Genomic DNA, 18,202 nt, shown 5'->3' on the forward strand with positions numbered 1-18,202 from the left:
AAATGAACAGGATAAAAACGAAAAGTACAGGTATAGTGCTTCGGATTACGGCAGTTTTGACAGCTATATTGTTTTGCGCCGCAGTGCCGGCACAGACAGCGCTGACGGGACATGCAACCAATAGCCTGGGCAGTCAGGGCAGTGTCAATAACGGTGATTCGGAAGGCGGCAATGAGGGTGCGGAAGATGCCGGAGGAGACGACGCAGAATTAAATGAAATTATAAACGAAAATTCTGAGGAAGGCATAAACGGCACTACGGTAGCCAAAATCAAAATAATTGCCGCCAGCGCCCGTGTCCGTTCCGAAGCCTCTACCAATTCAAGTGTGGTTGGAAGCCTTTCTTCCGGTGATGTTATGGATGTAACCGGGGAAACCACAGGAAGCGAAGGAAAGATCTGGTATCAGATTACCGGAGAAAAGGACGGCAAGGCGATCAACGGATATGTACGCGAGGATACGCTGGAAATAGCGGAAACTGTGCAGCCGGCTGCACCTGCGGAGCCGCCTGAGGAAACGCCTGCGGAGACTCCTTCCGATACGGCGCCGTCCACCAATGACTATGATGTCAGCTATGCGGATGACGGAACTGGAACGAATGACTGGTATCTGAACGACAACATCAATGGTACGAGATATAAGGTTTCCGATCTTCTCGGAGCTGCCCAGACTAATGAGAGCAATATTGCCGAAATGGAGAAGCAGACGGGAAGCCTTCGTATGATAATCATTATTCTTGCGGTTATCGTAGGCCTGCTCGTTGTTGCCGTAACCGTTTTAATCTTCAAGCTGAAGGGAACCTATGACGACGGCTATGATGAATTTGACGATGACGACGATGAAATGGATGACGACGACGGGGACGACATGGACGAAGACGATGAGGATGATGAGGACGACGAAGATGATGATGACTACGTCCCCAGAAGAAGCAGGAGAGGTATGGGCAAAGCCTCCCGCGGCGGCAGAGGTTCCCGCAGAAGAAGCCGCTATGAATATGAGGATGAAGAGGATGATGAGGACGACGATGAGGAGGACGATGAAGATATGTACCCCGATGAAGTCTCCTATGAGGAACCTTCCAGAAGAAGCTCCAAAGCCTCAGGAAAGGGCAGGAAATCTCAGGATTATAAGCCCCGTAATTTCCTCGATGTGGATGAAGATGATGATCTGGACTTTGAATTCCTTGATTTAAAATAACTGTTCAGTATTCTTACAGTTACGATTAAAATAACCGCAACAGTACAGCGCCCTTACCGCCGGGGATTACAGAACCGGCCGGTGCAGGGCTGAGGATAATAACGGCTGCCACGCTCCGCGGACCAGCCTTATGTTTAAAAAAGCCGCTGAGTAAGTAGGACTACAGCGGCTTTTTTGAATCAAATGCCGGTTTACGTAAAAACAGCCGTTTCTGTAATAAATTTCCACTGACAAAACAATGGGACGGATATCCCGGCGCCTGAAAACCGAAAAGCGGTTGACAGGATGTGCTCTCTGTTATACTATAAATATAACAAATGAATAACAGAAAGAAGAGCGATGCGGATTGGAAATGATTATAGAGATTGATTTTAACAGTGATGAAGCTTTATATATGCAGCTGAGAAACCAGATAATTCTCGGAATAGCCACAAACCGCTTCCATGAAGGCGATGTGCTCCCAAGTGTGAGGCAGCTTGCCGACACCATTGGAATTAACATGCATACCGTGAATAAGGCATATACCGTATTAAAACAGGAAGGCTTTGTTAAGGTAGACAGAAGAAAAGGTGCGGTGATTGCCGTTGATGAAGGCAAGAAGCAGGCTATGCTGGAGACCCGGGAGGATATGCGGGTTTTGCTGGCCAAAGCAAGCTGCAAGAATATTTCCCGGGAAGAAGTGCATGCTTTAATTGATGAAATCTATGAAGAATATGGAGGACTGGAATAATGCAGTCACAGTATACAGATAAGGCCAGATCGGCCCTTATGCTGGCTGAGAAGGCCGCCAGGAAGTTAAAGCAGAATTATGTGGGAACCGAGCATATCCTGCTGGGACTCCTGGAAGAAGGAACCGGTGTGGCCGCCAGAGTCCTGATCGAAAATGGAGCCAATGAACTGGAAATCCGTGAAATGATCGAGGATCTGATTGCGCCTGTTTCCGATACTCCGGTAAAGGAAAGGGACGGTTATTCGCCCCGTGCCATGGCGATACTGGAAGAAAGCCACAGGCAGGCGGCACGTTTTAATTCGGCGCTGACCGGAACGGAACACATCCTGCTTTCCCTGCTCAGGGAAGGGGAGAACGTAGCTGTCAGGCTGCTGAACACCTGCGGCCTTCAGCCGCAGAAGCTGTATATGGATACCCTTGCAGCTATGGGGCTGGATCCGGGGCAGTACAAGGAAGAACTCATTAAGAAACAGAAAAAGAAGGGAAGCACCGCCACACTGGAGCAGTACAGCAGGGATATGACCGCGCTGGCCAGAGACGGCAGGCTGGATCCTGTTATTGGAAGAGAAGAGGAAATCAGCCGGGTTATCCAGATACTCAGCAGGAGAACGAAGAATAATCCCTGCCTGGTGGGAGAACCGGGCGTTGGTAAAACGGCAATTGTGGAAGGGCTTGCTTCCAAAATTGTGGCCGGCGAGGTGCCGGATACAGTGAAAAACAAACGGGTACTTATGCTGGATTTGTCAGGCATGATTGCCGGAAGCAAGTACAGAGGCGAATTTGAGGAGCGTATTAAGAAGGTAATCAAAGAGGTGACGGAGGATGGGAACATCCTGCTGTTCCTGGATGAGCTGCACACCCTGATCGGCGCAGGCGGCGCGGAGGGGGCGATTGACGCCTCCAATATTCTGAAGCCATCCCTTGCCAGAGGGGAAATCCAGCTGATCGGCGCCACAACAATTACGGAATACCGTAAATATATTGAGAAGGATGCCGCCCTGGAAAGAAGATTCCAGCCGGTAAATGTGGAGGAACCCACAGAGGAAGAGGCAGTGCGCATACTGGAGGGAGTGACCCCCAGGTATGAGGATCACCATAAGGTGAAGATCCTTCCCGAGGCTATTGAGGCGGCGGTAAGGCTTTCCAGCAGATATATTAACGACAGGCGCCTGCCTGATAAGGCGATTGATTTAATAGACGAAGCGGCCTCAGCCGTCCGTCTGCAGCATATGGAGCCGCCGGAAGATATCAGGAAGTTAAACGAAGAGATCCGGGAGCTGGATTTGAAAATAGAAGGCGCCATCCGCATTGAAGCCTTTTCCCAGGCCGGTGTCTGGAAACGGGAGCAGGATGAACTGTTGAAAAAGCTGGCCCAGAAGAAAGCGCGGATCGAGAAAAAGAACGCCTTAAGAAGGCAGGAGGTCACCGAGAATGACATTGCGGGCGTGGTGGCCATGTGGACCAAAATCCCGGTGAGCAAGCTGGAGGAAAAGGAAAGCGAACGGCTGCTGAAGCTGGAAAGCATACTGCATAAGCGTGTTATCGGCCAGGATGAGGCCGTAAGCGCCGTAGCGCGCGCAATGCGCCGCGGCAGGGTCGGACTCCAGGATCCCAGAAGGCCTATCGGATCTTTTCTGTTCCTGGGGCCTACGGGCGTTGGGAAAACAGAACTGAGCAAGGCGCTGGCAGAGGCTATGTTCGGATCGGAGAATGCGTTGATCCGGATCGATATGTCAGAATATATGGAGGGACATTCCGTTTCCAAGCTGATCGGTTCCCCTCCGGGATATGTTGGCTTTGACGACGGCGGCCAGCTGTCTGAGAAGGTGCGGCGCAATCCTTATTCCGTGGTGCTTTTCGACGAAGTGGAAAAAGCGCATCCGGACGTATTCAATATCCTGCTCCAGGTGCTGGATGACGGGCATATTACGGATTCCAAGGGCCGGAAGGTAAGCTTTAAGAATACCGTGCTTATCATGACCTCCAATGCCGGGGCGCAGCGCATCATCGATCCGAAGAACCTGGGCTTTACCGCCCATACGGATGAAAAAAAGGATTATGAGAAAATGAAGTCCGGCGTCATGGAAGAGGTAAAAAGGCTGTTTAAGCCGGAATTTATCAACCGGATCGATGAGATTATGGTTTTCCATCCCCTGACGAAGGAAAATATGAAGCAGATTATAACCCTGCTTTCAAAGGATCTGACCGACAGATGCCAAAAGCAGCTGAATATTTCGCTGACCATTACGCCGGCGGCCAAGAATTATATCGTTGAGAAGCATTCCGACCTGAAAATGGGGGCGCGTCCCCTGAAGAGGGCCATCCAGAATATGGTTGAGGACGCCCTAGCGGAAGAAATCCTTGCGAGAAGGATTCAGCCGGGAGATAATGTAACCGTAGGGTGTAAGGAAGGAAAGATTACCTTTCAGGTAAAAAAGTAACTGTGAAGCAGTTTCATGGTTACGGTAAGAATACAGTTTTAAACAGTTAACCCCGAGAGGAACCATATGAAGGAGGACAAAAGAAAATGGCAGTAGTAAATGAATTAATCCGCGCAGAGGCAGACGGCAGCATCAGCTTTGGGAACCATACCCTTGCTGAAAAAGCAAAGCTGGAGGATTTTTCCCACGAAGGAGATCTGTATAAGGTGAAAACCTACCAGACCATGACCAAGCTGGAGAAAAACGGCATGTTTGTCTATGAATCTGTTCCGGGAACCAGTGTTCTTGAGTTCACGGAGAGCGAGGACGGCGTGAGCTTTGTGGTAGAAGGCAATGAGGACGCACAGCTCACCATCGGACTGCAGGATGATACGGAATACGATGTGCAGATTAATGGAGAGGATGCCGGAAGGATGTGCACGAACCTGGGCGGCAAGCTGAGTCTTTCCGTAGAGCTTGCAGGCGCGGGAGAAGTGAAGGTAGACATCCATAAATAAGCGCTGCTTAACAATGAAAGATCAGGAGGGCAGGGGCGGTTTTCCGCCCCTTTTTTAAATATGGCGAAAGCAAAATCAGGAACTGTGTTTTATTGTCAGGAATGCGGCTATGAGTCGTCCAAATGGATGGGGCAGTGTCCGGGCTGCCATACCTGGAACAGCTTTGTGGAGGAGCCGGTGAGGAAGGCCGCTTCCAGGAGCGCTGTCGTGGAGCGCACGGCGGGACTGTCCTCCGGCGGGAAGAAGCCGTCCACTCTTGCGGAAATATCCATGGAAAAAGAAGAGCGTATCCTGACGGGAATCGGAGAGCTGGACCGGGTGCTGGGCGGCGGAATTGTCGCCGGCTCCCTTGTGCTTGTGGGAGGAGATCCGGGAATCGGGAAATCCACCCTGCTGCTGCAGATGTGCCGGCTCCTGTCCGAAAAGGAGAAAAAGGTACTTTATATTTCCGGGGAGGAGTCCCTGCAGCAAATTAAAATGCGGGCGCAGAGAATCGGGAATTTCAGCGATTCGCTGCAGCTTTTGTGTGAAACCAACCTGGGTGACATAGAAGAGGCGATTGCCAGGGAGAAGCCGGAAATCGTGATTATAGACTCCATCCAGACCATGTACCAGGAGGAGGTTTCCGCAGCGCCGGGAAGCGTTTCCCAGGTGAGGGAGTCCACGGGGGTTTTCCTCAAGCTGGCAAAGGGCTATGGCATTTCCATTTTTATTGTAGGACATGTGACAAAGGAGGGAACCGTGGCAGGCCCCCGTGTGCTGGAGCATATGGTGGATACCGTTCTCTATTTTGAAGGAGACAGGCATGCCTCCTACCGGATACTGCGCGGCGTCAAAAACCGGTTTGGATCCACCAACGAAATCGGTGTGTTTGAGATGCGTCAGGAAGGCCTGTGCGAGGTGAAAAATCCGTCCGAGTTCATGCTTAACGGTAAGCCGGAAGGGGCCAGCGGTTCGGTGGTTTCCTGCTCTTTGGAGGGAACCAGGCCCATTCTGGTGGAGATTCAGGCGCTGGTTTGCCAGAGCAACTTCGGATTTCCCAGACGCCAGGCGGCGGGGACGGATTTCAACCGGGTGAACCTGCTTATGGCGGTCCTGGAAAAGCGCCTGGGGCTGCAGGTATCCGGCTGCGACGCCTATGTAAATATTGCCGGCGGGATGAAAATACAGGAGCCGGCCATCGATCTCGGTATCGTCATGGCTGTGATTTCCAGCTTCCGCAACCGGCCTATCGAGGAGACGATGATTGCCTTCGGCGAGGTAGGGCTGAGCGGCGAGGTCAGGGCGGTCAGCCAGGCTGCCATCCGTGTATCGGAGGCGAAAAAGCTGGGCTTCAAAACCTGTGTGCTTCCCAAAGTATGTCTGGACAAGCTGCCCAAAATCGAAGGTATCCGGCTGATCGGCGTGCAATCTGTAAAGGATGTAATGGATATCATTTAAAACCGGCTTTGCATAAAAAACGGATTATCCCGGAGGGCAGAACCGTGGCAGCGGGAGCCCGGACGGAGGGAAATCAGTAACACGGAAAGCGTTCAGGGAAATTTTTCAGGAATTTTGTCATTGTTTTTTGGATGGTAAAATGCTATGATTGGTTTGTAATTAGCTGTAATTAGGTTTTTTCGAACATGCCGTCTCGGACGGTAAAAAAAGGAGGATTTTATTATGAAAAAAGCACTTTCTCTTGCAATGGCTGCCCTGCTTGCACTGTCTTTGACAGCCTGCGGCAATTCCGGCAGCACTGCTCCTGCGGAAAGCGGCGCATCCGCCCAGGAAACTGCGGCGCCTGCTGAATCTGTGGAAGCGTCTACGGAAGCATCTTCCAGTGAAGCTGCATCCGATACCGCAGATGCCGGCAATGCGGCACTGAAAATCGCAATTGTATCCAGTCCCTCCGGAGTGGATGACGGTTCCTTTAACGAGGATAACTACAACGGAATTCTTTCCTTTATCGAAAAGAATCCTTCCTCTACCGTAACTCCTGTAAAAGAGCCTACAGGCGACACCGCTGCAGCCGTTCAGGCGGTAGCTGACATCGTAGCCGATTATGATGCTATTGTATGCTGCGGTTTCCAGTTTGCCGGAATCGCCCAGATCGCACAGGACAACCCGAATGTGAAGTTCATCCTGGTTGACTCCTTCCCGTCCGATGCAGAAGGCAACGAAGTGGAAGTAGACAACATTTATGCGATGCAGTTCAAGGAGCAGGAGAGCGGTTTCTTCGCAGGAATGGCTGCTGCTTATGAAACAAAGAGCAACAAGGTTGCCGTTGTAAACGGTATTGCTTACCCTTCCAACGTTAACTATCAGTACGGCTTTGAGTGCGGCGTAAAGTATGTGAATGAAGTTGACGGCAAGTCAGTGGAGCTGGTTGAACTTCCTTCCTATGCAGGAACCGACGTAACAGGAGCAAATGTAGGCGGAAACTATATTGGATCCTTTGCTGATGAAGCAACGGGCAAGGTAGTTGGAAACGCTCTTATTGATGAAGGCGTGGATATCATGTTCGTAGCTGCCGGCGCTTCCGGAAACGGCGTCATCACAGCTGCCAAGGAAGCGGAAGGCGTATACATCATCGGCTGTGACGTTGATCAGTATGACGACGGGGCAAACGGAGATGCCAACGTAATCCTTACCAGCGGACTTAAGGTTATGAGCACCAACGTTGACAGAGCGCTTACCTCTATTGCTGACGGATCCTTCAAGGGCGGAAACGTAACCCTGGGCGCAGATACCGATTCTACCGGTTATGTAAGCACCAGCGGAAGATGCCAGCTGTCCGCAGATACCATCACCAAGATCGATGCGGCTTATGAAAAAGTAAAAGCAGGAGAAATTGTTCCTGCAGCCAACTTCAACGGAATTACTCCCGATGATTTCAAGGCGGAGTAAATCAAATGCGCCGGTACGGACAGCGGGGCGGTAAATGCGCCTGCCTGGCCTGTTATGGGTATTTGACCTTTGCGGCAGCTGCCATGCGGATATAGAAGTCATCCGTCCGCTTTGCTGCCTCCGGAAATGAAAGGGAAGGCGGGCCGGGATTCCCGGCCCGTTTCTATTGAACAGAAGACTGTTGCGCCAAACGCGGCAGCATTGAACAGCACAGAATGCGGCGCGGCCGCATTCACATGTATATTTAGGGGATGCCAGCAAGGAACGGGGTGATGACATCCCCTAAGTATATTATGGAAATACAGCTGCCACAGAGCGGCGGAATGAGAGGGAATATATGTCGGATTATATTGTGGAAATGCGCCATATTACCAAACGGTTCCCAGGCATTGTTGCCAATGACGATGTCACGATTCAGGTAAAGAAGGGGGAAATCTTTGCCCTTCTGGGCGAGAACGGTGCGGGAAAATCAACGCTTATGAGCATGCTTTTCGGAATGTATGAGCCGGATGAGGGCGATATATATATCCGGGGGGAAAAGGTAAAGATCTCTTCGCCCAATCATGCCACGAAGCTGAATATCGGTATGGTGCACCAGCATTTCAAACTGGTGAGCAATTATACCATAGCCGAGAATATCGTCATGGGGATGGAACCGGTGAAAAAGGTGCTTGGCCTTTTCCCCGCAGTGGATAAGAAGAAGGCCAATGAGGATATCCGCGCTCTTTCCCAAAAATACGGGCTGGAAGTGGAGCCTACGGATGTGATTGAAAATATTAACGTGTCCACCCAGCAGAGGGTGGAGATTCTGAAGATGCTGTACCGGGAAGCAGAAATCCTGATTTTTGACGAGCCTACGGCGGTGCTGACGCCGCAGGAAATCGAGTTCCTCCTGGATATCATCAAGGGACTGCGGGAAAACGGGAAGACCATCATCCTGATCACGCATAAGCTGGAAGAGATCAAGAAGGTGGCCGACCGGTGCGCTATCCTGAACAGAGGCCGGCTGATTGACGTTCTGGATGTGAAGGAAACCAGCACCCGGAAGATGGCCAACCTGATGGTGGGACACGAGGTCAGCTTTGAAACGCCCAAGAAGGAGCCTGAATTCGGAAAAGAGGTTCTGAAGGTGGAGCATATGACCGTGGTCAATCAGGATCATTTTGAGGTGGTTAAGGATGTTTCCTTTACTGTCCATGGCGGGGAGATTTTCGCTATTGCGGGCGTGGCCGGAAACGGGCAGATTGAGGTGGCTGACGCCATCGCCGGGCTGCTTCCCCTGCATAAGGGAAAGGTGTGGCTGAACGGGAAAGATATTACGGAGGAATCCATCCGCCGCAGGGCGTTGGAGGGAATATCCTATATCCCTGAGGACAGACAGAATTATGGCATTGTCATGGATTTCACCCTGTCGGAAAATCTGGGGCTGAGGAGCTATTTTAGGGAGCCGTTTTCCAGAAAAGGGATTCTGGATAAAAAGGCCTTTGACAGCTATGCTGAGGATCTGATCGATAAATATGATATCCGCAGCGGCCAGGGCCTGAGGACAGTTGTGCGTTCCATGAGCGGCGGTAATCAGCAGAAGGCGATTATCGCAAGGGAAATCGAGCAGGAATCGGATCTGATGATTTTCGTCCAGCCCACCAGGGGACTGGATATCGGGGCCATTGAGAATATCCGCCGCCAGATGATTGGCGAGAGGGACAAGGGAAAGGCTATACTGCTGATTTCCCTGGAACTGGATGAAATCATGGACTGCGCGGATACCATCGGTGTAATTTACAACGGAAAAATACAGAAGATTGCCGATGCCAGAACGCTGACCACAAATGAAGTGGGAGAATTTATGATGGGGGTGAAGCGGCATGCATGAGAAACAATCAATCTGGAAAAAAATGATCAGCCGGACCCTGGGAAATAAAAAGACGCAAAGCGTGACCATTCCCGTTTTCTGTGTTTTAATAGGCTTGATCGCAGGCGCTGTGGTGATTGCCGTATTGGGGAAAAATCCTTTTTCAGCCTATTATAACCTGCTGCAGGGCTGCGGCCTTGCCCCCAAGGCATCCTATGCGGGATACAAAAGCATCCTCACCGACTTCTTAAGCTTCTTAAATTACCTGACGCCCATGATTTTTGCGGCGCTTGCGGTGGCGGTGGCCATGCGGACAGGCCTGTTTAATATCGGCGTATCCGGACAGATGCTGGCGGCAGGCTTTTTATCCTCAATTCTGGTAGGCTACAGCGGACTGAACGCGGTTCTGTCAAAGCCTCTGGTGCTGCTTATCGGTATCCTTGCGGGCGCATTGGTGGGCGGCCTTATCGGCCTGCTGAAATATAAATTCAATATCAATGAGGTGGTATCCTCCATCATGCTGAATTACATTATTCAGTATGTCTGCAGCTTCTGTATCAATACCTTTTATGTGGATCCGGTTTCCAGGCAGTCAAAGGCCATTGCCCCGGCGGCGCGCCTGACGCTGGCGGATACGGTGGTGGGAAATCTGAAAATGGATATCCCGCTGGGCTTTGTCCTGGCGCTTATAGCTGTGTTCGCCGTGAAATTCCTGCTGGACAGGACCAAAATGGGGTATGAAATGAAAGCGGTGGGCTTTTCACGCAGCGCTTCCCGTTATGCGGGCATCAATGTGGGAAAGAATATTGTGGTCACCATGCTGATTTCCGGGGCGCTGGCAGGCCTGGCGGGCGTTACCTATTACCTTGGCTATTTTGCTTCCATCCAGCCCAGGGTGCTTTCCAGCACCGGTTTTGATGCGATTGCGGTTTCACTGCTTGGAAGCAACAATCCTGTGGGCATTATTTTCTCCTCTTTCCTGATTACCATTGTGGACAAGGGAAGTACCTACATGAGCTCGGCGGCGGGCATACAGGCGGAAATTGCTGATGTTATCACAGGTATCATCCTGCTGTTCTCCGCATGCTCGGCGTTTATCAGCTACCTGCTGTCGCGGGTGAAGGACGAGGAAGGGAGGAAGGATAAATGAATACTGTAATCATTGACGGATTGTCCTTTGCACTGCCGCTTTTCATCATGGCTATCGGCGGTATTTACAGTGAAAAAAGCGGCATTACCAACCTTGCCATTGAGGGCCTGCAGGGCTTCGGCGCTTTTACCGGCGCGCTCGTCGCGGTGCTCGTTGCGGATAAATTTGCGGGAAATTCAGCGGTTCCCTTCTACATCGCCATGCTGTTTGCCGTAATCGGCGGCATGCTGTTTTCACTGATTCATGCGCTGCTGTGTATCCGGTTCAAGGCAAATATGGTCATCAGCGGCGTGGTGATTAATATCCTGGCCATGGCATTAACCTCCTTTTTGACAAAGCAGATCAATGCCACCGTATTCGGGGCGGCCTCCGATAAATTCGTGCTGGGGGTGTCAAGCAGGCTGACGGTGCCGGGAATCTCGAAAATACCCATACTGGGAGCGGTATTTACCAATGTATATCCCTTTGAAATCGTGATTATTGTGGTGGCGTTCATTGCCTGGTTTGTGATGTACCGGACACGCTTTGGCATGCATCTGCGTGCCTGCGGCGATAATCCCCATGCGGTGGATGCAGCGGGCATTGAAGTGGGCAGGGTAAGGCTGGTGGCGGTTATGGTTTCCGGCGCGCTTTCCGGGCTGGGAGGCATCTGCTTCGCCTATTCCATTTCAGCGAATTTTTCCAACAATATCTATGTGGGTTATGGCTACCTGGCCATTGCCGCGCTGATTTTCGGAAACTGGAGAATCCTCCCCACACTGGGAGCCTGCCTGCTGTTCGGGTTTGCCCGTTCCGGCGGCTACCGCATCGTGCAGATGCTGGAAATGCCCAGCAGCTATCAGGATCTGGTAATGATTCTCCCCTATGTGCTGACGCTTCTGCTGCTTGTATTCTTTTCCAAGCACAACAGGGCGCCCCGCGCTTTGGGTGAAATATATGATAAGGGAAGCCGGTAGGCTCCTTTTGGTGGCGGATGCAGCCGGATTGTTCAGCAGTCCGGCTGTTTTTCTTATGAGGTAGAGAGGGCCTGCCGCATCCGCCCCGTTTCCGTCCGCCCTTGGTCCGAGGAGGGCTGGGCCTGTATTCCTTCCCCGGGGCCGGGCGGGGTATGTTCTGTTCTGTTTCAAAAACGGGGTGTTTCTAACCGTTCCGGGAAGTCAGAATTCTGCCAGCGAGGCTGAACTCCTCCTCAGTGATTTTAGCCGCATGTAACTTTTTTGGTAGGAGTGAGTTTGTGATTTGCGGCTAAAATTGTCTTCGTTCGTCAGACAAGCCTCTAAGGACGTCAGAATTCTGACTTCCCGGAGCGGTAAGAAACATCGCCGTTTTCTCAAACAGAACAGAACATACCCCGCCCCGGCCCCGGGGAAGGAATACAGGCCCAGCCCCCCTCGGACCAAGGGCGGACGGAAACGGGGCGGATGCGGCAGGCCGGCCAAAATGATTGAAACTGCATAGTTTTTGAAGGAATTGGTTATAGAAGAAAAGTTGTTTGGTATCTATAATAATAACATAAGGTCTTTGGTATGAAGGCAGTCGGTATTGACTGGCGGAGGGGCCTGGATAGGAGCTTATATGGGAAAAATGTATGATGGTGAAATTTATGAGAAGGTCAGCCAGTGGTTTGACGGGCATCGGAAGGAGATGACGGAGGATATTAAGAGGCTGGTGCGGATTCCCAGTATTTCGGATCCGGAGGCAGAGCAGGGGCCGTTTGGGCAGGGATGCAGGGATGCGCTGGATGAGATGCTTGCCATGGGAAGGAAATATGGGTTCCATACGGAGAACCGGGAGTATTATGTGGGAAGCATCGGTGTGGAGAATCAGGACTGGAGCAATACGATTGGCCTGTGGAATCATCTGGATGTGGTGCCGCTGGGGGAGGGCTGGGATTATGAGCCGTTTGAGCCGGTGGTGAAGGATGGGTATCTTATCGGCAGAGGAGCGCAGGATAATAAGGGGCCGGCAGTGGCCATGCTTTATGTGATGCGTTGTATCAGGGAGCTGGGGCTTCCGGCTGCGTATGAGCTTTGTCTTTTTGCAGGGTGCGATGAGGAAAGGGGGATGTCGGATCTGGAGTATTACACGTCCAAATATCCGCTTCCGGCGTTGTCTATGATCGCGGACTGTGGTTTTCCGGTTTGTTATGGGGAAAAGGGGATATTGGAAGGGACTGCAGTTTCCGGCAGGGACTTCAGTGATGAGGTGCTGGAGCTGTATGGCGGAAGCGCAGGCAATATTATCCCTGACAGGGCGGTTCTGGTGGTTGGTAAAAGGACAGAAGTTTCGGAAGGACAGCTGGCTGCTTTGCAGGCATCGCTTCCGGAATGTGTGAAGGCGGAGGCCCGGGATGGGAAAATCAGGGTGACTGCGTATGGAACCAGCAGACACAGCGCTTTCCCTGAAGGCAGGAATCTCTTATTCGGATGAGGTTTCCGGGCGTCTGACCTGCGCGGGGACTGTGCTGAGGCTTCAGGGGCATCGGGCGCGGCTGCAGTTTAATATCCGTTATTCCATTACGGCGGATGCGGGAAAGCTGGAGGCCGGGCTGGAGGAGTACTGCGGCCGGGGAGGTTATAAATGGGAGCTTATCAGGAATTCTGCGCCGAATTATTTCCCGAAGGACAGAAAAGAGGTTGGCCTTCTGACAGATTTATTTAACGAAATTACAGGATGCACAGCTGAACCTTATGTGATGGGAGGCGGCACGTATGCCAGGAAGCTGCCCAATGCGTTTGGCTATGGCATCGGATCCATGCCTGAGCGGGAGGGGGATATGGCAGGCGTTCTGTTCAGGAAGGGGCACGGCGGCGCCCATGAACCGGACGAGGGGCTGGATCTGGAAAAACTGCTTTCAGCGGCAAAAATCTATACTATGGCCATGCTGGCTTTGAATGAATGTGATTTCAATGGAGAGGAAGCCTGAATGGGCTGTTATGCGAGCTGAAAGCGGGCATTGGAGAAAGGTAACTGTGTAGGAACTGGACAGTCAGTTTAAAATAAGAAAAGGCAGGGTAATTATAATGAACAAGAAAGAAAGAGTACTGGCAGCATTGGAAAACAGGGAGGCGGATCACGTTCCCGGCGCATTCTGGTTTCATTTTCCGCAGGAGCAGGCATTGGGGCAGGCATGTGTGGATGCGCATCTTAAGTGGTACAGGGATACGGACCAGGATTTTATCAAAATAATGTGCGACGGTTATTTCGGATATCCCAATGAAACACTGGAAAAAATGGAGAATGTGTCGCAGCTTTATGATATGAAGCCTTTGGGAAGCGGGCATAAGTTCATCAGGGAGCAGGTTGAGCGGGCGCGCGCCATTGTAAAAGCGGTGGACGGGGAGTGCTGTGTATTTTATAATGTATTTTGTCCTCTTTCCTTTTTCCGTCTTCAGACGAGCTGGGAAACAATGATGGACTGCATCAAGGCGGACCCGGAAGCGGTGAAGTATGCCTGCGGCGTAATTGCGGAGGATGCGAAGGCGCTGGTGAAGGGGTTGATCGAGGAAGCTGGCTGCGATGGTATTTATTACTGTGTGCAGAATGCGGAAACCTTCCGGTTTACTGCGGAGGAATACCGCAGCCTGGTTACCCCCTTTGACAAGGAGGTACTGGATTATGCCAATGGCCTGAGCAGTCATAATATTCTGCACTGCTGCGGCTGGGGCGGGGATAAGAACCGTGTGGAGGTATGGCAGGACTATGAAGCCGCAGCCATTAACTGGGCGGTGTATGTGGAGGAGATGGATATTCCCTCGGGAAGAGAATTTTTCGGCGGAAAGCCTGCCCTGGGCGGTTTGGATAACCGGAAGGAGGGCGTGCTGTACTCAGAAAATGAGGAAGAGATCAGGAAGGCGGTAAGGGAACTGATCGAAACCTGCGGTAAAAAAGGCTTTCTGCTGGGCGCAGACTGCACCATTCCAGGGGATCTGCCCGCAGAACATGTCCGCTGGGTGCTGGAAGAGGCCAGAAGCATATAGGAATGTGGAAAAAAACGCTTTATGGCGCGGACAGAGGTAAGACCTGAATGGAACTTTTAAACGGATGGTTGTTGCAGTACCGCGGGCAGACCTGCGGTATAGAGGAGGTAAAAAATGTATTTGGCAAAAGAAGATCGTTATGAACATATGAATTATTTCCGCTGCGGAAACAGCGGGCTGAAGCTGCCTGCGGTTTCTCTGGGGCTGTGGCACAATTTCGGAAGCAAGGACAATTATGACAATATGAAGCAGCTGGTTTTCACGGCTTTTGATAACGGGATTACCCATTTTGATCTGGCGAATAATTATGGGCCTGTTTACGGAAGCGCGGAGGAAAATTTCGGAAGGATCATGGAAAGTGAAATGCACCCTTACCGCAACCAGATGGTGATCAGCACCAAGGCGGGCTATGATATGTGGCCGGGGCCTTACGGGGACGGCGGCAGCCGGAAATACCTGATTTCCAGCCTGGATGAAAGCCTGATGCGGATGAAGGTGGATTATGTGGATATTTTCTACCACCACCGTATGGATCCGGAGACGCCGCTGGAGGAAACAATGATGGCTTTGGATCAGATCGTGAAGAGCGGGAAGGCTCTGTATGCGGGAATTTCCAATTATTCCAGGGAATATACGGAAAAGGCAATGAAGATTCTGTCTGACCTTAAGTGTCCTTTTATCATCAACCAGAGCAGATATTCCATATTTGACCGCAGTATAGAAGAGGACGGCCTGAAATCCTTTGCAGCGGCCAATGGCTGCGGTATAATCGCTTTCAGTCCGCTGGCGCAGGGACTTCTCACGGATAAATACCTTCACGGGATTCCGGAGGACAGCAGGATTAAGAGGGACGGCCGTTTCCTGAAGGAATCCGCGCTGACGCAGGAACGTCTGGATCAGATAAGCGCCCTGAATGAAATCGCACAAAACAGGGGGCAGAGCCTGGCGCAGATGGCGCTGTCCTGGATCCTGAGGGACGGAGAGGTGACGAGTGTGCTGATAGGCGCATCCAGGCCCGCCCAGATTACGGAAAATATTGAAATTATCCACAGAACCTCTTTCACGGCGGAGGAACTTAAAAAAATAGATGAAATCTGCGGGTAACTGTGAGGGGTACTGAACAGTTACACATGCGGTTTATATATCACGGGCAGTGCGCATGTGAACAGGCACAAACAGATGGGAGCGAACATGGAACATAACAGCAGTATATACCGGGAATATCTCCGGATTCTGGAACAGGAGCTGGTGCCCGCCTTCGGGTGTACGGAGCCGATTGCCATTGCATATGCGGCGGCGCTGGCAGCGCTGACGTTGGGGGAAAGGCCGGATCGGCTTCTGGTGGAGGCCAGCGGAAATATCATAAAAAATGTAAAGAGCGTCATCGTACCGAACACGGGCGGCATGAAAGGAATCCAGGCCGCGGCAGCCGCAGGGGTTGTTTCCGGCAGGCCGGAGGATAAGCTGGAGCTTCTTGAGGGGCTGACGGAGGAGCAGCGCGATGAAATCAGAGACTATCTGCAGACAGCGGATATCCGGATTCAGAAGTCGGGCGGTTGCCGTACCTTTGACCTTACGGTGACTGTGTGGGCCGGAAACCGGGAAGCCCGCGTGCGCATAGCGGATTCCCATACCAATGTGGTGCTGGTGGAAAAAAACGGTGAGATACTGCGGACGGCAGGAACGGATGAGGAAGGATCCCAGGCGGAGGCAATATCCTCTCTCAGCATGGAAGGAATCGTGGATTTTGCCCTGACCGCCCGTCTGGACGATGTAAAAGAGGTCCTGGATCGGCAGATAGAATACAATATGGCCATTGCTGAAGAGGGAATGAAGCATGCCTACGGCGCAAACGTGGGAAAGGTGCTGCTTGCGGCCTACGGCGATGATGTGAAAATCCGGGCAAGGGCCAAGGCGGCCGCGGGTTCTGATGCCAGGATGAACGGCTGTGAGCTTCCCGTGGTCATCAATTCCGGAAGCGGCAACCAGGGGATTACCGTATCCGTGCCTGTTATCGAATACGCCAGGGAGCTGGGAGCGGGAGAAGAGCAGCTTTACCGCGCCCTGCTGATTTCCAATCTGACGGCGATTCATCTGAAGGAAGGCATCGGACGGCTTTCCGCCTACTGCGGCGCGGTGAGCGCGGGAACAGGGGCCGGCGCCGGAATCGCTTATCTGCTGGGCGGCGGCTATGAAGAAATCATCCATACAGTGGTCAATACCCTGGCCAATGTATCAGGCATCGTGTGCGACGGCGCCAAGGCATCCTGCGCGGCCAAAATAGCTTCCGCTGTGGACGCCGGCATCCTGGGATACTATATGTACCGGAACGGCCAGGAATTCGTGGACGGCGACGGTATCGTGAAAAAAGGGGTGGAATCCACCATTGCCAATGTTGCCCGCCTGGGCCGTGACGGCATGCGTGACACCGACCGGGAAATCCTGGATATCATGATCGGATAAAAAAATTAAAGCCTTGTAAGGGAAGCATATCCAAATTGCAGATATGCTCCCTTACAGGGCTTTTTTTGTCCGGGCGCGGCCGTCTGCCGGGTTACATCCCCGGAGTAGGTCCGGATCCGGGAAAATAGAAGGGTGGTACTGCACCGGCATAGCCGCCCGGAAGTACACCGGGCATACCGGGAAGTACGCCGGGAAAAATCATGTCATCCCCGCCGTCATGGGCACGTTCCATTTCCGAGTCTTTGCTGACTGGATTGCAGCCGTCCGGAGACATTTCGGTTTCCGGATTCATATCGGAGGCCTTGCCGTCATCGCCGATCCGGACACGGGAATGTGCTTCATCCATGGTGTGAAGCGCTGTCAGATACCCGTCCGTAAAAGCGGATTCCGGTGTGATGCCGGGGATATTGGCGCTGGGAAAGGATAAGCCGTCGTGATAAGGTCTTTTTTCTTCCTGCATATCTTTCCTCCTAGTATAATAATGGTGTAGTCAAGAACGACTACTGGTTAACAGTTACAAAGTCCAATCTAATAAATCTATATAGATATAACGGAAGGAGGAGTTCCCCCTCCATCAGAAGTTATAGGACAACTTTATTTACCGTGTCTGAGGTTTCCTTAATGCACCAGACGAAATATAGAGGTATAATCACTGAAGGCAGGATCATTGACGTTTCCTCCTTGGGAGCCAGTGGTTTTCCACTGGTGAAACCTCTTAGAAAGTCTGTCAATCCATTCGGTGGTGATTTATGTTTTGGCTGGTTGGGAAGCCTCAGGCTATACCTGTATAAGCCGCTAGGTTGTGTATCCACCCTTTGGAAATGGATGCCTGCCGGAAAGGATATTACCATGCACTATCATAAAGTTCTGGAGATGTTCGAAAGCATCCCCTACCTCTCAGTCGGGCTTGATGTCGGCGCAGATTTCACCTGGATGTCCATCATGCTCCCCAATGGCATCCTCACTGGTAAGCCTTTTAAGATCATTCATTCTGATCCGCA

15 protein-coding genes and 1 pseudogene are annotated in these 18,202 nt (G+C 51.8%); 15 read left to right on the top strand and 1 reads right to left on the bottom strand.

Translation table 11 applies throughout. The features are described from left to right. Positions 1-2: 2 nt before the first annotated feature. The 14 genes from FYJ45_RS02230 to FYJ45_RS02295 all read left to right on the top strand — a co-directional run bounded on the left by FYJ45_RS02230 (position 3) and on the right by FYJ45_RS02295 (position 17,201). Complete coding sequence (locus FYJ45_RS02230) at positions 3-1,199, top strand: SH3 domain-containing protein (protein ID WP_154463254.1); 1,197 nt, start codon at positions 3-5, stop codon at positions 1,197-1,199. A gap of 352 nt (positions 1,200-1,551) precedes the next feature. Further along, positions 1,552-1,929: a GntR family transcriptional regulator gene (locus FYJ45_RS02235; RefSeq protein WP_021636993.1), complete on the top strand. Its 378-nt coding sequence runs from the start codon at positions 1,552-1,554 to the stop codon at positions 1,927-1,929. Beyond that, the gene (locus FYJ45_RS02240; protein ID WP_154463256.1) at positions 1,929-4,370 is read left to right on the top strand and encodes an ATP-dependent Clp protease ATP-binding subunit; all 2,442 of its coding nucleotides are present in this window, start codon (positions 1,929-1,931) and stop codon (positions 4,368-4,370) included. Before FYJ45_RS02235 ends, FYJ45_RS02240 begins: the two co-directional genes overlap by 1 nt. A gap of 86 nt (positions 4,371-4,456) precedes the next feature. Next, positions 4,457-4,867 carry a hypothetical protein gene (locus FYJ45_RS02245; RefSeq protein ID WP_021636995.1) on the top strand — a complete coding sequence of 137 codons (411 nt, stop codon included), beginning with the start codon at positions 4,457-4,459 and terminating at the stop codon, positions 4,865-4,867. Positions 4,868-4,927: 60 nt separating this feature from the next. Continuing rightward, positions 4,928-6,307, top strand: coding sequence for a DNA repair protein RadA (gene radA / locus FYJ45_RS02250; RefSeq protein WP_117531184.1), 1,380 nt, complete (start codon positions 4,928-4,930; stop codon positions 6,305-6,307). A 222-nt stretch (positions 6,308-6,529) separates the two neighbouring features. Further along, positions 6,530-7,756 carry a BMP family lipoprotein gene (locus tag FYJ45_RS02255; RefSeq protein WP_154463258.1) on the top strand — a complete coding sequence of 409 codons (1,227 nt, stop codon included), beginning with the start codon at positions 6,530-6,532 and terminating at the stop codon, positions 7,754-7,756. A gap of 337 nt (positions 7,757-8,093) precedes the next feature. Beyond that, entirely contained in the window at positions 8,094-9,629 is a 1,536-nt protein-coding gene (locus tag FYJ45_RS02260; protein WP_154463259.1) for an ABC transporter ATP-binding protein, read from the top strand. Further along, positions 9,622-10,758, top strand: coding sequence for an ABC transporter permease (locus tag FYJ45_RS02265; RefSeq protein WP_154463260.1), 1,137 nt, complete (start codon positions 9,622-9,624; stop codon positions 10,756-10,758). Before FYJ45_RS02260 ends, FYJ45_RS02265 begins: the two co-directional genes overlap by 8 nt. Further along, positions 10,755-11,714, top strand: a complete 960-nt coding sequence (locus FYJ45_RS02270) for an ABC transporter permease (protein ID WP_117531178.1) — start codon at positions 10,755-10,757, stop codon at positions 11,712-11,714. The genes FYJ45_RS02265 and FYJ45_RS02270 overlap by 4 nt, the downstream gene beginning before the upstream one ends. Positions 11,715-12,333: 619 nt before the next feature. Then, positions 12,334-13,188: a Sapep family Mn(2+)-dependent dipeptidase gene (locus FYJ45_RS02275; RefSeq protein ID WP_154463261.1), complete on the top strand. Its 855-nt coding sequence runs from the start codon at positions 12,334-12,336 to the stop codon at positions 13,186-13,188. After that, positions 13,133-13,684, top strand: coding sequence for a zinc-binding metallopeptidase family protein (locus tag FYJ45_RS02280; RefSeq protein ID WP_154463263.1), 552 nt, complete (start codon positions 13,133-13,135; stop codon positions 13,682-13,684). Before FYJ45_RS02275 ends, FYJ45_RS02280 begins: the two co-directional genes overlap by 56 nt. Positions 13,685-13,781: 97 nt before the next feature. After that, complete coding sequence (locus FYJ45_RS02285; RefSeq protein ID WP_154463265.1) at positions 13,782-14,738, top strand: uroporphyrinogen decarboxylase family protein; 957 nt, start codon at positions 13,782-13,784, stop codon at positions 14,736-14,738. Between the two features lie 114 nt (positions 14,739-14,852). Then, the gene (locus FYJ45_RS02290; protein ID WP_154463267.1) at positions 14,853-15,842 is read left to right on the top strand and encodes an aldo/keto reductase; all 990 of its coding nucleotides are present in this window, start codon (positions 14,853-14,855) and stop codon (positions 15,840-15,842) included. Positions 15,843-15,929: 87 nt separating this feature from the next. Next, positions 15,930-17,201 carry an L-cysteine desulfidase family protein gene (locus FYJ45_RS02295; protein WP_154463269.1) on the top strand — a complete coding sequence of 424 codons (1,272 nt, stop codon included), beginning with the start codon at positions 15,930-15,932 and terminating at the stop codon, positions 17,199-17,201. A 91-nt stretch (positions 17,202-17,292) separates the two neighbouring features. On the opposite strand, the gene FYJ45_RS02300 is transcribed toward FYJ45_RS02295, so the two are convergent. Further along, the gene (locus FYJ45_RS02300; RefSeq protein WP_021635738.1) at positions 17,293-17,661 is read right to left on the bottom strand and encodes a hypothetical protein; all 369 of its coding nucleotides are present in this window, start codon (positions 17,659-17,661) and stop codon (positions 17,293-17,295) included. A gap of 161 nt (positions 17,662-17,822) precedes the next feature. On the opposite strand from FYJ45_RS02300, the pseudogene FYJ45_RS30250 reads away from it, so the two are divergent. Further along, positions 17,823-18,202 (top strand): annotated as a pseudogene (locus FYJ45_RS30250) (hypothetical protein); the annotation flags it as partial.

It is taken from the genome of Eisenbergiella porci, assembly GCF_009696275.1.
In the GTDB taxonomy this organism is placed as follows: Bacteria; Bacillota; Clostridia; order Lachnospirales; family Lachnospiraceae; genus Eisenbergiella; species Eisenbergiella porci.

Coding starts and splice junctions, on each gene's coding strand:
- FYJ45_RS02230 (WP_154463254.1), top strand. CDS start 3: ATGAACAGGATAAAAACGAAAAGTACAGGTATAGTGCTTCGGATTACG.
- FYJ45_RS02300 (WP_021635738.1), bottom strand. CDS start 17,661: ATGCAGGAAGAAAAAAGACCTTATCACGACGGCTTATCCTTTCCCAGC.
- radA (WP_117531184.1), top strand. CDS start 4,928: ATGGCGAAAGCAAAATCAGGAACTGTGTTTTATTGTCAGGAATGCGGC.
- FYJ45_RS02280 (WP_154463263.1), top strand. CDS start 13,133: ATGGAACCAGCAGACACAGCGCTTTCCCTGAAGGCAGGAATCTCTTAT.
- FYJ45_RS02260 (WP_154463259.1), top strand. CDS start 8,094: ATGTCGGATTATATTGTGGAAATGCGCCATATTACCAAACGGTTCCCA.
- FYJ45_RS02275 (WP_154463261.1), top strand. CDS start 12,334: ATGGGAAAAATGTATGATGGTGAAATTTATGAGAAGGTCAGCCAGTGG.
- FYJ45_RS02270 (WP_117531178.1), top strand. CDS start 10,755: ATGAATACTGTAATCATTGACGGATTGTCCTTTGCACTGCCGCTTTTC.
- FYJ45_RS02255 (WP_154463258.1), top strand. CDS start 6,530: ATGAAAAAAGCACTTTCTCTTGCAATGGCTGCCCTGCTTGCACTGTCT.
- FYJ45_RS02290 (WP_154463267.1), top strand. CDS start 14,853: ATGTATTTGGCAAAAGAAGATCGTTATGAACATATGAATTATTTCCGC.
- FYJ45_RS02295 (WP_154463269.1), top strand. CDS start 15,930: ATGGAACATAACAGCAGTATATACCGGGAATATCTCCGGATTCTGGAA.
- FYJ45_RS02240 (WP_154463256.1), top strand. CDS start 1,929: ATGCAGTCACAGTATACAGATAAGGCCAGATCGGCCCTTATGCTGGCT.
- FYJ45_RS02265 (WP_154463260.1), top strand. CDS start 9,622: ATGCATGAGAAACAATCAATCTGGAAAAAAATGATCAGCCGGACCCTG.
- FYJ45_RS02235 (WP_021636993.1), top strand. CDS start 1,552: ATGATTATAGAGATTGATTTTAACAGTGATGAAGCTTTATATATGCAG.
- FYJ45_RS02245 (WP_021636995.1), top strand. CDS start 4,457: ATGGCAGTAGTAAATGAATTAATCCGCGCAGAGGCAGACGGCAGCATC.
- FYJ45_RS02285 (WP_154463265.1), top strand. CDS start 13,782: ATGAACAAGAAAGAAAGAGTACTGGCAGCATTGGAAAACAGGGAGGCG.